At 71.3% G+C, this 12,812-nt stretch carries 12 protein-coding genes; 4 read left to right on the top strand and 8 right to left on the bottom strand.

What is annotated here, in order from left to right:
- Positions 1-13: 13 nt before the first annotated feature.
- Complete coding sequence (sdhA, locus tag ACYVLT_RS17220) at positions 14-1,765, top strand: succinate dehydrogenase flavoprotein subunit (protein ID WP_461121207.1); 1,752 nt, start codon at positions 14-16, stop codon at positions 1,763-1,765.
- Entirely contained in the window at positions 1,765-2,547 is a 783-nt protein-coding gene (locus ACYVLT_RS17215; protein WP_360459057.1) for a succinate dehydrogenase iron-sulfur subunit, read from the top strand. Before sdhA ends, ACYVLT_RS17215 begins: the two co-directional genes overlap by 1 nt.
- Before the next feature lie 205 nt (positions 2,548-2,752).
- On the opposite strand, the gene ACYVLT_RS17210 is transcribed toward ACYVLT_RS17215, so the two are convergent.
- Positions 2,753-4,045: a D-alanyl-D-alanine carboxypeptidase family protein gene (locus tag ACYVLT_RS17210; RefSeq protein WP_461121206.1), complete on the bottom strand. Its 1,293-nt coding sequence runs from the start codon at positions 4,043-4,045 to the stop codon at positions 2,753-2,755.
- Between the two features lie 60 nt (positions 4,046-4,105).
- Between ACYVLT_RS17210 and ACYVLT_RS17205 the strand changes: the two genes are divergently transcribed.
- Complete coding sequence (locus tag ACYVLT_RS17205) at positions 4,106-4,237, top strand: hypothetical protein (protein WP_461121205.1); 132 nt, start codon at positions 4,106-4,108, stop codon at positions 4,235-4,237.
- A 24-nt stretch (positions 4,238-4,261) separates the two neighbouring features.
- The gene (locus tag ACYVLT_RS17200; protein WP_461121204.1) at positions 4,262-4,606 is read left to right on the top strand and encodes a hypothetical protein; all 345 of its coding nucleotides are present in this window, start codon (positions 4,262-4,264) and stop codon (positions 4,604-4,606) included.
- 42 nt (positions 4,607-4,648) lie between these two features.
- On the opposite strand, the gene ACYVLT_RS17195 is transcribed toward ACYVLT_RS17200, so the two are convergent.
- The 7 genes from ACYVLT_RS17195 to ACYVLT_RS17165 all read right to left on the bottom strand — a co-directional run bounded on the left by ACYVLT_RS17195 (position 4,649) and on the right by ACYVLT_RS17165 (position 12,805).
- Positions 4,649-5,620, bottom strand: coding sequence for a YhjD/YihY/BrkB family envelope integrity protein (locus ACYVLT_RS17195; protein WP_461122233.1), 972 nt, complete (start codon positions 5,618-5,620; stop codon positions 4,649-4,651).
- Between the two features lie 64 nt (positions 5,621-5,684).
- Positions 5,685-6,695, bottom strand: coding sequence for a tryptophan--tRNA ligase (trpS, locus tag ACYVLT_RS17190; protein WP_461122232.1), 1,011 nt, complete (start codon positions 6,693-6,695; stop codon positions 5,685-5,687).
- 109 nt (positions 6,696-6,804) lie between these two features.
- Positions 6,805-7,089 (bottom strand): hypothetical protein, encoded by a 285-nt coding sequence (locus tag ACYVLT_RS17185; protein ID WP_461121203.1) that lies wholly within the window; start codon positions 7,087-7,089, stop codon positions 6,805-6,807.
- A gap of 162 nt (positions 7,090-7,251) precedes the next feature.
- Entirely contained in the window at positions 7,252-9,732 is a 2,481-nt protein-coding gene (locus ACYVLT_RS17180; protein WP_461122231.1) for a bifunctional FO biosynthesis protein CofGH, read from the bottom strand.
- Between the two features lie 138 nt (positions 9,733-9,870).
- Entirely contained in the window at positions 9,871-11,556 is a 1,686-nt protein-coding gene (locus ACYVLT_RS17175) for a TIGR03767 family metallophosphoesterase (protein WP_461121202.1), read from the bottom strand.
- Positions 11,557-11,770: 214 nt separating this feature from the next.
- Positions 11,771-12,577, bottom strand: a complete 807-nt coding sequence (locus ACYVLT_RS17170) for an exodeoxyribonuclease III (RefSeq protein WP_461121201.1) — start codon at positions 12,575-12,577, stop codon at positions 11,771-11,773.
- A gap of 9 nt (positions 12,578-12,586) precedes the next feature.
- On the bottom strand, positions 12,587-12,805 hold the full coding sequence (locus ACYVLT_RS17165) for a hypothetical protein (protein ID WP_461121200.1): 219 nt from the start codon (positions 12,803-12,805) through the stop codon (positions 12,587-12,589).
- Between the last annotated feature and the right edge of the window lie 7 nt (positions 12,806-12,812).

The following is a 12,812-nucleotide window of genomic DNA, read 5'->3' as shown; positions in this document are numbered from 1 at the left end:
AGTGCACAGAGCCATGCAGTTCCACAAGTACGACGTCGTCATCATCGGCGCGGGTGGCGCCGGGATGCGCGCGGCGATCGAGTCCGGCCAGCGCGCCCGCACGGCCGTGCTCACCAAGCTCTACCCCACGCGTTCCCACACGGGCGCCGCGCAGGGCGGCATGTGCGCCGCGCTGGCGAACGTGGAGGAGGACAACTGGGAGTGGCACACCTTCGACACGATCAAGGGCGGTGACTACCTGGTCGACCAGGACGCCGCCGAGATCATGGCGAAGGAGGCCATCGACGCGGTCCTCGACCTGGAGAAGATGGGCCTGCCGTTCAACCGCACGCCCGAGGGCAAGATCGACCAGCGGCGGTTCGGCGGCCACACCCGCAACCACGGCGAGGCGGCCGTGCGCCGGGCGTGCTACGCGGCCGACCGCACCGGCCACATGATCCTCCAGACGCTGTACCAGAACTGCGTCAAGCACGGCATCGAGTTCTTCAACGAGTTCTACGTGCTCGACATCTGCATGACCGAGACCGAGGACGGCCCGGTGTGCACCGGCGCGGTGGCCTACGAGCTGGCGACCGGCGAGATCCACGTGTTCCAGGCCAAGTCCGTGGTGTTCGCCACCGGCGGCTTCGGCAAGGTCTTCAAGACCACGTCCAACGCGCACACGCTGACCGGCGACGGCATGGGCATCGTGTTCCGCAAGGGCCTGCCGCTGGAGGACATGGAGTTCTACCAGTTCCACCCGACCGGTCTCGCGGGCCTGGGCATCCTGCTCACCGAGGGCGCGCGCGGTGAGGGCGCGATCCTGCGCAACGGCTCCGGCGAGCGGTTCATGGAGCGCTACGCACCGACCATCAAGGACCTGGCGCCGCGCGACATCGTGGCCCGGTCGATGGCGTTGGAGGTGCTGGAAGGCCGCGGCGCCGGTCCGAACAAGGACTACGTGCTGCTGGACTGCACGCACCTGGGCGCCGAGGTGCTGGAGAGCAAGCTGCCCGACATCACCGAGTTCGCCCGCACGTACCTGGCGGTCGACCCGGTGAAGGAGCCGGTGCCGGTCTACCCGACCGCGCACTACGCGATGGGTGGCATCCCGACCAACGTGCACGGCGAGGTGTTGCGGGACAACGACAACGTCGTGCCCGGCCTCTACGCCGCCGGTGAGTGCGCGTGCGTGTCCGTGCACGGCGCGAACCGGCTCGGCACGAACTCGTTGCTGGACATCAACGTGTTCGGCCGCCGTGCGGGCATCGCCGCCGCCGAGTACGCGTTGGCGCACGACCACGTCGAGCTGCCGTCGAACCCGGCCGCCGCCGTCGAGGCGCAGGTGGCGCTGGTGCTGTCCGAGCACGGCGAGGAGCGCGTGGCGGACATCCGCACCGAGCTCCAGGCCACGATGGACGCCAACGCGTCGGTGTACCGCACCGAGGACACGCTCAAGACGGCGCTGCACGACGTGCAGGCGTTGAAGGAGCGGTACCAGCGGATCACCGTGCAGGACAAGGGGAAGCGGTTCAACACCGACCTCCTGGAGGCCGTCGAGCTGGGCTTCCTGCTGGAGCTGGCCGAGGTCCTCGTCGTGGGCGCGCTGGCGCGCAAGGAGTCCCGCGGCGGTCACGCGCGCGAGGACTACCCGAACCGCGACGACACGAACTTCATGCGCCACAGCATGTACTACAAGCAGGGCGACGGCTTGGCGGCCGACATCCGGCTCGACTACAAGCCCGTGACGTTCACCCGGTACCAGCCGATGGAGCGCAAGTACTGATGACCGCTACCGCTGAAGTGTCCACCGGCTCGCGCGGGAACCAGCCCCCCGTGCCGGACGGCGCGATCACCGTCACCGTGAAGGTGCGCCGGTTCAACCCGGAGTTCGACGACGAACCGCGCTGGGACTCGTTCGAGATCCCGGCCCTGCCGTCGGACCGCGTGCTGAACCTGCTGCACTACGTGAAGTGGTACCTCGACGGGACCCTGACGTTCCGCCGGTCGTGCGCGCACGGCATCTGCGGCTCGGACGCCATGCGCATCAACGGCGTGAACCGGCTGGCGTGCAAGGTGCTGTTGAAGGACCTGCTGGCGTCCGGCGGGAAGCCGACCACGATCACCATCGAGCCCATCAAGGGGCTGCCGGTCCACAAGGACCTGCTGGTCGACATGGAGCCGTTCTTCGAGGCGTTCAAGGCGGTCAAGCCGTACCTCATCACGTACGGCAACGAGCCGACGCGTGAGCGGGTGCAGTCCATCGCCGACCGCGAGCGGTTCGACGACACCACCAAGTGCATCCTGTGCGCGGCGTGCACCACGTCGTGCCCGGTGTACTGGACCGAGGGCTCCTACTTCGGCCCGGCGGCGATCGTGAACGCGCACCGGTTCATCTTCGACAGCCGGGACGAGGGCGCCGAGGAGCGCCTGGACATCCTCAACGACGTCGACGGCGTGTGGCGCTGCCGCACCACGTTCAACTGCACCGACGCCTGCCCCCGCGGCATCCAGGTCACCAAGGCCATCCAGGAAGTCAAGCGCGCCCTCCTCTTCAAGCGCGTCTAACCCCACGCGAGAGTCCTACGTTCAGGTCCCGAGAGTCCTACGTTCAGCGCACCCGAGTTCAACGCTCAGACACCGGCCGCTCGTCGTGAGCGTTGAACTCGGGGTACGCGAACGTAGGACTCTCGCGGTCTGGGCGTAGGACTCTCGCGCGTGTCCTACGTTCGGAACGCGCGTGTCCTACGTTCGGGACAGCCGAGTTGAACGCTCAGGAGCGTTGTTGGGCGGCCGCACGGGCGGCGCGGGCGGCCTTGGCGCGGCGGCTGCGCAGGTACATGACGAAGGCGAGCACCAGGCCCAGGCCAGCCACGGCGGTGATCGGGCCGCCCACGTTGCCGAACGCCGTCTGCATGGCGGAGGGCTGGGTGCCGTCGGGCGTGGAGTTGGCCACCTCGCCGACACCGGCGCTGGTGGGCGTCGGCCGGGGCTCGGTGGTCTTCTTCTTCGCCTGCGGCGCGCCCTCGACCAACCGGCCGACGGGGTTGCCGGACGCGGCCGGCTCCAGGGCGAACCCGTAGTCCAGCAGCCGCGCCGCCTGGTCGGTCAGCCTGGTCGGCTGCTGCTGACCCCGCAGCAGCACCACGACGAGCCGCTTGCCGCCGCGCTCCGCCGCACCGACGTAGGTGTGCTGCGCGTCGTCGGTGAACCCGGACTTCCCGCCCAACGCACCCTTGTACGTGGTCAGCAGCCGGTTGTCGTTGACGATCGGCACGGTCCCGTTGCCGTTGGCCGCCGGGAAGTCGATGCGCTGCGTCCGCACGGCCTTGACGAAGTCCGGGTACTTCATCGCCTCGCGGTAGATCAACGCCACGTCGTACGCCGACGTCGAGGTGCCCGGCGCGTCCAGCCCGGACGGCGTCACGGCCCGCGTGTCCAACGCGCCGAGCTCGGCCGCCAGCGCGTTCATCTTCCGGATCGCCGACGGCACGCCGCCCAGCCGACGGGCCAGCGCGTGCGCCACGTCGTTGCCCGACGCCATCACCAGCGCGTGGAGCAGCTGCTCGACGGTGTACTCGGCGCCGTTGCGCAGCCCGACGCAGGTGCACTCCTGCGCGAGGTCCTCCGGCGTCGCCGCCACCGTGGCGTTGGGCGGCAGCTCCTTGGCCACCACCATGGCGAGCAGCACCTTGATCACCGACGCGGGCCGCTGCCGACCGTGCGGGTCGACCGCCGCCAGCACGGCGCCGGAGTCCATGTCGGCCAGCAGCCACGTCTTGGCGGTGATGCCGTCGGGCGGCACCGGCGCGTTCGGCGGCAGCACGAGGCCGCACTCACCGAGGCGCTGTCCCCCGATCGGGCTTTCCGGTACCTCGATCGGGGGTGGAGGCTTCTCACCGGGCGCGACCTGTTCGGACGTGTCGACCGCCGGGGGCGGGGACACCTTGTTCTCGCAGGCCGGCTGGGCCGCGGCGACCGGTGCGGCCACGAACGACGCGCCGGCCATCAGCGCGCAAGCAGCCAGGACCAGGGCGACGGGCCGTCGGAACGCGGAGGAACGCACCTGCCCAGGCTAGCCACCCCGGATGAGTGACCTGCACCCGCCACGTCCGATACTGCTCCGGTGAGGCTCTCCCGAGGCACGTCCGCGGCGGCGCACCTGCCGCTCGATGTCGCGTCGCTCACGTTCGGCACGGTCACCGGCACGCCGGGTGCACGCGGCCCGCGCGCCGTCGGAAGCACCGAGAACGAATAACCCACCACACCTGGAGGCTCCGCCGTGGAGTTCGTGCGCCTACTGCTGGTGTTCCTGCACCTGCTCGGCATGGGCATGCTGATCGCGATGTTCTTCGTCCAGCGCCGGACCGGTGCCGACGCCCCGCTGAACAAGGGCTGGCTGCACGGCAGCGCGTTGCAGCTGCTGACCGGCGTGGCGCTGATGGGCCTGGCCCCGCTCACCGACCAGGACTACAACGACATCAAGATCGGGGTGAAGCTCCTGGTCCTGGTCGTGATCGCGGCACTGGTGGCGGTCAACCTGAAGAAGAAGCCCGCCGCCTGGCTCACGCCCGTCCTGGCCGGCCTGGTCGTGGTGAACGTCGGCATCGCCGTCTTCTGGACGTAGGCCCCGACCGCCACGTAGGCACCGACCGCCGGGACGACGGCCTCAACGCCGCCGGAACAACGCGCCCAGCAGCAGCCCCGCGCCGACCAGCCCCGCGGCGGCGCGGGGGCTGGGGCCGGACCTGACCTCCACCACCGGCCGGATCACCGCGGGTGGCGGCGGCACGGGCGGGTCGCGCAGCAGGTTCTCCCGCGCGGTGGCCGTCCAGGCCGTGATGAACAGCAGCGACTGGGCCACCAGGTTCGCGAAGAACAGCACGCCGATGATCGGCCCGAACGCCGCACCCGCGGGCGACGACGTGACCGTGCTCAGGTAGAGCGTCCCGCCCTGCTTCAGCACCTCGAACACCACCGCCGCCGCGGCCGCGCCCTTCGCGGCGCTGCGCAGGCTGAACGGCTTGCGCGGCAGCTTGGCCAGCACCCACAGGAACACCAGCCAGTTCGCCACCAGGCCCAGCGCGATCGTGCCGACCTTCAGCAGCGCCTCGGCCCACCCGACGCCGTCCAGGCCGACCCACCTCAGCACCAGCTCGGCGAGCCCGCTGCCCGCCGCCGTCAGGCCGAACGACACCACCAGCGCCGCGCCGAGCGTGACGAGCGCCAGCAGGTCCTTCAACGCCGTCTTCAGGAACGGCAGGTCCTCCTTGGCGTGGCCCCACTGCGCGGTCAACGCGTCACGCAGGTTGCTCATCCAGCCCAGGCCGGAGTAGGCGGCCGTGAGCAGGCCGAGCACGCCGACCGTGCCCTTGGAGTCGATGGCCTGTTGCACGACCTTGTTGATGGTGTCGCCGAGCGAGCCGGGCACGGCCTCGGCGATGCTCGCCTGGAGCTCCTCGATCAGGGCCGGCTCGGAGGCCAGCACGAAACCGGCGACCGCGAAGCCGATCATCAGCATCGGCACGAGCGACAGCACGCTGAAGTACGTCACCGCGGCGGCGTAGTGCGCACCGTAGCTCTCGGTGTAGCGCGCGGCGGCGCGGAACAGGTGGTCGAGCCACGGCCGTTGCCGGCGCATCCGGTCGAGCTTCGACTCGGTCCCAGCGTTGTCCGCCACCCGGAAAAGCTAACCGGTGGGGTGATCACTCGCCAGTCGGCAGGAAGCCGATCCGGTCGTAGGCCCTGGCCAGCGTCTTCGCCGCGACCGAACGCGCCCGTTCCGCGCCGCGCGCCAGCACCTTGTCCAGCTCGGCGGTGTCGTCCAGGTACTCGGCCACCCGCGCGCGCACCGGCGTGACGAACTCGGTGAACACCTCGCCGAGGTCCTTCTTCAGGTCGCCGTAGCCCTTGCCGTCGTAGTCGGCGACCAGCGACTCGACCGACCGCCCGGTCAACGCGGAGTAGATCACCAGCAGGTTGCTCACCCCCGCCTTGCGCTCCGGGTCGTACACGATCTCGCGCCCGGTGTCGGTGACCGCCGAACGGATCTTCTTGGCCGACCGCTTCGGGTCGTCCAGCAGCTCGACCACGCCCGCCGGCACGGACTTCGACATCTTCGACGTCGGGTCCTGGAGGTCGTAGATCTTGGCGGTGTCCTTGACGATGTAGGGCTCGGGCAGCCGGAACGTCTTGCCGTACCGGGTGTTGAACCGCTGCGCCAGGTCGCGGGTCAGCTCCAGGTGCTGCCGCTGGTCCTCGCCGACCGGCACGTGGTGCGCCTGGTACAGCAGGATGTCCGCCGCTTGCAGGATCGGGTAGGTGAACAGGCCGACGCCGACCCCCCCGGTCGTCTGATTGCCGGCTCCGCCGTCGGCCTGCCGCGCGGACTTGTCCTTGAACTGGGTCATCCGGCTGGCCTCACCGAACCCGGTCAGGCACTGCATGACCCAGGCGAGCTGGGCGTGCTCGGGCACGTGCGACTGCACGAACAGCGACGAGCGGTCGGGGTCGATGCCCAGCGCGAGCAGCTGCGCGGCCGACACGCGGGTGTTCTGCCGCAGCACCTTGGGGTCCTGCTCGACGGTGATCGCGTGCAGGTCGACGACGCAGTAGAACGCGTCGTGCGTCTCCTGCAACGCCACCCACTGGCGCAGCGCCCCGAGGTAGTTGCCGAGGTGGAACGAGCCCGCGGTCGGTTGGATGCCGGACAGCACGCGGGGACGGCTCACCGGAGCCGGGGCTGCCTGCTCCGCCTGCTCGGGCTCGCCAGGGGCGTTCTCACGGGGGTTCTCGACGACCACGGGAGTGATTCTCCCAGGCCGATCAGACCCCGGTGGTGGCGGGCCGCACCTCGGCCGCGCCGTCACCGACGGTCGCCAGGGGTGCGACGGGCTCGTCGACCGCCGCGCGCACCACCGCGCCCCTGCGGTGGCGGACCAGGCCGGCCACCAGGCCGATCACGCCGAACGCCACCGCGGCGATGCCGACCGGTGCCTCGAGGGAGACGGGAGCCGCCACCGCGCCGTCGGCCGCGACCGCGACACCTTCGACGACCAGGGATGACGCCGCGCCCAGGACCAGACCCAGGACCGCAAAGCGACCGCGCACTGCCCAGCCTCCTGACCAACACCGTGCCACTCCACGGAGGAGTGATCCTTGTTGACGGACGGCCGAGAACCTACCGAAGCTGAGGGGCTGGCATGTTCGGTTCCGGTAAACGCGGCCGGCGGCAGACTAACCACAGCCGCGCCCACCCCCGTCCGCAGGGGGCTACCCGACCACGTCGACTCGGCCATACGTCGTAGTGCGCTGCCGGGCCGGGCGACCGGCCAACGCCGCCGTGGCGTGCAGCTGCCCGGCGGTGCGCGCGGAGCCGTGCTCGGAGCCCGCCATCCGGCTGATGGTCTCCTCCATGAGCGTCCCGCCCAGGTCGTTGGCGCCGCCGCGGAGCACTTCGGCGGTGCCCTCGTCACCAAGCTTGACCCACGAGCACTGGATGTTGTCCACGCGGCCGTGCAGGGCGAGCCGGGCGAACGCGTGCACGGCCCGGTTGTCGCGCCGCGTGGGTCCGGGCCGGGCCACGCCCGCCAGGTAGATCGGGGCGTTGCGGTGCACGAACGGCAGGCCGACGAACTCGGTGAGGCCGCCGGTGCGGTCCTGGAGCGCCGCCAGCGCCCGGAAGTGCCCGAGCCAGTGCCCGGGGTGGTCGACGTGGCCGTACATCATCGTGGACGAGGAGCGCAGGCCCACCTCGTGCGCGGTGGCGACCACGTCGAGCCAGGTCGCGGCGGGCAGCTTGCCCTTGGTCAGCACCCACCGCACGTCGTCGTCCAGGATCTCGGCGGCGGTGCCGGGGATGGTGTCCAGGCCCGCGTCGCGCAGCTCGGTCAGCCACTCGCGCACGCTCACGCCCGCCTTGGCCGCCGCGCTGACGACCTCCATCGGGCTGAACGCGTGCACGTGCATGCCCGGCACCCTCGCCTTGATCGCGCGCACGACGTCGGCGTAGTAGGTGACCGGCAGCTTCGGGTCGATGCCGCCCTGCATGCAGACCTCGGTGGCGCCCGCGTCCCAAGCTTCCTGGGCGCGGTCGGCCACCTCGACCACGGACAGCCGGAACGCGTCGGCGTCGCGCTCGCGCTGGGCGAACGCGCAGAACCGGCAGCCGACGTAGCAGACGTTGGAGAAGTTGATGTTGCGGTTGACCACGTAGGTGACGTCGTCGCCGACGACCTCGGCGCGCAGCTCGTCGGCCAGCCGGGTCATGGTCTCCAGCGCCGCGCCGTCGGCGGTGAGCAGCGCCATGGCGGCGTCGGTGTCGTCCAGCAGCTTCCCGGGGCTCTCGGCGGCCAGCTTGAGGGCGCGCGCGGTGTCCTCGGGCAGCCGTTCGACGGACGGCCGACCGGTGGCCCGGGGGACGTTCAGCGACGCCCAGTCGCCGTAGACGCTGTCGAAGTCGCCACGCCGGTCCCCCGTGCGGCCCTCGGTGTCGACAGCGGTGTTCAGGTCGGCCCGGCCGTAGGTGTCCAGCCCGCCGTCGGGCTCCTGCCACTCGCGGCCGACGACCGGGGCGGCCGGTTCGGCCAGCCCGTCCTCGCGCGCCAACGCGGACACGTGCGCGGTCAGCCGGGTGTCGATCCACTGGCCGGCGGGCGCGGTCACGTACCGGGGGTAGACGGCGAGGCGTTCACACAGGTCGAAGCCCGCTTCCCGGGTGTGCCCGGCGAGCGCGTCCACCTGCGGCCACGGCCGTTCCGGGTTGACGTGGTCGGGCGTCACCGGCGACACGCCGCCCCAGTCGTCGATGCCCGCGCGCAGCATCAGCCCGAACTCGCCGCCGACCAGGTTCGGCGGCGCCTGCACGCTCGTGGACGAGGGCATGACCAGCCGCGCCACCGCGATCGTGGCGGCCAGCTCGTGCAGGTCGGCGTCGGGCATCCCGCGCATCGCGGTGTCCGGCTTGGCCCGGAAGTTCTGGATGATCACTTCCTGGACGTGCCCGTACTGGCGGGCGACGCCGCGCATGGCCAGCAGCGACTCGGCGCGCTCGGTGACCGTCTCGCCGATGCCGATCAGGATGCCGGTGGTGAACGGCACGTTCACCCGGCCCGCGTCGGTGAGCACCCGCAGCCGGACCGCGGGCTCCTTGTCCGGGCTGCCGTAGTGCGGCCCGCCCGGCTCCGACCACAGCCGCTCGGCCGTGGTCTCCAACATCATCCCCATGCTGGCCGCGACCGGCCGCAGCCGCTGCAACTCCTCCCAGCTCAGCACGCCGGGGTTGAGGTGCGGCAGCAGGCCGGTCTCCTCCAGCACGGCGATCGCGCCGGCCCGCACGTAGTCGAGGGTGGACGAGTACCCGCGCGCCTCCAGCCACTCCCTGGCCTGCGGCCACCGCTGTTCGGGCCGGTCGCCCAGCGTGAAGAGGGCTTCCTTGCAGCCCTGGGCGGCGGCCCGGCGGGCGATGTCGAGCACCTCGTCGCGCTCCAGGAACGCGGCGGGCAGCTTGTGCGGCACGGTCGCGAACGTGCAGTAGTGGCAGCGGTCGCGGCACAGCCGGGTCAGCGGGATGAACGCGTTGCGGCTGTAGGTGACGACACCCGGCCGGCCCTCCGCCAACAGGTGGGCGTCGCGCACCCGGCCGGCGGCGGCCAGCAGCGCGTCCAGGTCGTCACCGCGGGCGTGCAGCAGCACGGCGGCCTCGGTGACGTCGAGCACCGCGCCGTCGGCGGCACGGCGCAACGCGCGTCGCATCGCCGACGGGGTCGGCGTCGGTTCCGGTTGGGTGATCGAGATGTCGACGGCCACGGCATCGACCTTAGGTGCCGCAAATCCCCGGCCACGCGCGGAGTGATCGGCGGCACGGCCCGCTCACGGCGTCCTGCCGGGAGTTCACCGGATCGGAGTCCTCCCGGCGATCAGGAGCTCGGTGTTGCGGTCGGTGGCCGCGCCGACCGCGTTCGGGTTGGCGTGCGGGTCGTTGAACGCGAACTCCCGGGCCAGCGAGGCCAGGCCGCGCGGGGAGAAGTCGTCGTAGTCGGCCTGGTAGGGCGCGTCGCCCTCGACCAGGGTGGTGAACAGCGACAGCGTGCCGTCGCCGTTGTCGGCGAGCTCGATGACGCGGGCGTGCTGCGGGTGGTCGACGTGCGCGGCGGTGTTGATCTCCCAGAACGCCCGGTCGCCCGTGCCGTGCGGGACGATCCGGTTCTCGTGGGTGTGGCCGTTGACCCAGGCCACGACGTTCGGGAACCGGCCGAGGAGGTTGACGAGCGCGCTGCCGTCCAGCCGCGGGTCGAGCGGGCGGCGGCGGTCGGGCAGGAGGTTGCCCATGGTCCAGCTGGTGTGGTGGCTGAAGAGGATGAACAGCTCGTCGGTGACGTCCTGGCGGTGCCGCAGGCCGAGCACGTCGTAGTAGCGGGAGCTGTTGCGCTTGAGGGTCCGTTCCAGCCAGAGGTACTGGTGCAGGCCGATCGAGCCGTCGGAGAAACCACCGGTGGTCGTGGTGTCGAGGCTGATGCCGGTGACGCCGGGCGCGATGGGGAAGGTGTAGAAGACGTCGACGCCGTCGGCGTTGCCGGGGGTGAAGCCGTGGCCGTGCGGCCCGGGGCCGGTGTGGCGCGGGTCGAGGTGGGCCTGGACGAACTCGGCCGTGGTGAACGGCCTGCGCCGGGCGTCCGGGGTGACCGTGCGGACCAGCCCGCCCTCGGCGAGCACGGCCGCCGCGTCCAGCACGTGGGTCGGGTCGGTCATGGCGGTGACGAGCCGGCGCACCTGCGCGTCCGAGAAGCCCATGACCTTGCGGTTCGAGGTGTAGAGGGCGTCGACGGGCGGGATGCCGTCGGGGAGCGTGCCGACCACGCTGTCGTCGTGGTTGCCGAAGGTGCAGTACCAGGGGATGCGCAGGCCGGGGCTGTCGAACGGGCGGATCGCGGCGTCGAGCAGGCCGGGGATCCGCGGGAAGCCCTTGGCCTTGTAGTCGTCGAGGAGGGTGGAGTGGGGGTTCCAGTAGGTCTTGGCGCCGGAGTCCTGCACGCCCTCGTACCGGGCCGGGTCGCCGGTGTTGGCGGTGATGCGGCCGCCGTTGAGGGTGGTGAGGAACCAGTCCAGCTCCACCAGCTCGTGGTTGTCGGTGTTGTCGCCCGTGGTCATCATGAAGTCGATCGGGCGGTTGGTGAACGGGCCGGTGCGGATGGCGTTGACCTTGTTCACCAGGGCGGTGGACGTGTGCTGGGCCAGCGTTTCGTGGGCGCGGAAGGCGCCGGCGCCCAGCAGCGGGTGGGTGTACTCGAAGCGGGCCGGGCTCTGCGCGTCGACCGCGTGCATGTCGGTGAACTGGACGAAGCAGGCCAGCGGCGTGCGCCGGTCGGCCCGTCCGGCGCCGGGCGGCGCCAGGTCCGACCGCACCACCAGCGGCCACCCCGGACCGGCCTGGAGCCGCCGGTACCCCGCGGTGCCGACCGCCGTGGCCGCGACGTCGAGGGTGGTTCCGGTGGTCGCCGCCCAAGCGGGCCCACCCCACACCAGCACCGTGCCCGCCGCACCTGCCGCCTGGAAGAAACGCCGCCGGCTGATCCCCATCGAACGCTCCCGTGTCTCGGTTAGGTGAAAAGTTCTCACGAACCGGGGAGCGGGTCACGAACTCGACGTGAAGTGCGGCCGAACGAGCGAAGTCGATCGTCGGGTTGATCGGTTCCGTTGCCGGACAACACTTTCATCCGCCGAGTCGGGCGCGCGGGGCAGCCGGCGTACAGCTGGTGCTCGGTGTCCGGCACGCTTTCCCGGACATCCGACCTCAGGCCCTCGGCCAGTCGAAGGTCACGGTGACGGGCGCGTGGTCGGACCAGCGTTCGGCGTACGTGGCGGCGCGCTCGACCACGGCGGAGGTCGCCGAGCCCGCCAGGCCCTCCGTGGCGACCTGGTAGTCGATCCGCCAGCCGGAGTCGTTGTCGAACGCCTTGCCCCGGTACGACCACCAGGTGTACGGACCCGTCACGTCGGGGTGCAGGGAACGCACCACGTCGACGTACCGCGCCTCACCGAACACCCGGTCCAGCCACGCCCGCTCCTCCGGCAGGAACCCGGACGACTTCTGGTTCGCCTTCCACGCCTTGAGGTCCTCGGCCCGGTGCGCGATGTTCCAGTCGCCGCACACCAGCACCTCACGCCCGTCGGCGGCGGCCTTGTCGCGCAGTTCCACCAGGTACGGCAGGAACGCGGCCATGAACCGGTCCTTCTCGTCCTGCCTCGGCGTGCCGACGTCACCGCTGGGCAGGTACAGCGACGCCACGACCACGTCGGCCAGCTCGACCTCGACGTACCGCCCCGAGTGCTCGAACTCGGCCACCCCGAACCCGATCCGCACGGCCTCCGGCACGGCCCGGGTCAGCACGGCAACGCCGTTGCGCCCCTTGACCTCCGAGTACGCGTGCGCCACGTGCCAACCCTCGGGCGAACGCACCTCGTCCGACAACTGCCCCGGCTCGGCCCGCACCTCCTGCAGGCACACGACGTCCGCCGACGTCGCGGCCAGCCAGTCGAGGTAGCCCTTCCTCGCCGCGGCACGCAGCCCGTTGACGTTGATCGTGGAGACGGTCAGCACCGGGGCAGCCTAACCGCGCGGGGCGACCGCCCAGCCGTACGGGTACTCCGCGCCGCACCCGGTGCAGCACGCGGTCAGGCCCAGCATCAGCACCAGCGGGCTGCTGCCCTCCGGCGACGGCACCCCGGCCACGTCGGCGCCGTCCACCCGCGCGCGCAGACCCGGCCACTCCGGCTCGCACGCGCATGTCACCACGTCACGGCGGAACGCCCGCCACTTGAAGAACATGCACCCA

This window comes from Saccharothrix stipae (assembly GCF_054781895.1).
Note: the sequence above shows the minus strand (reverse complement) of the source record. Positions and strands in the feature narration are given on the sequence as shown.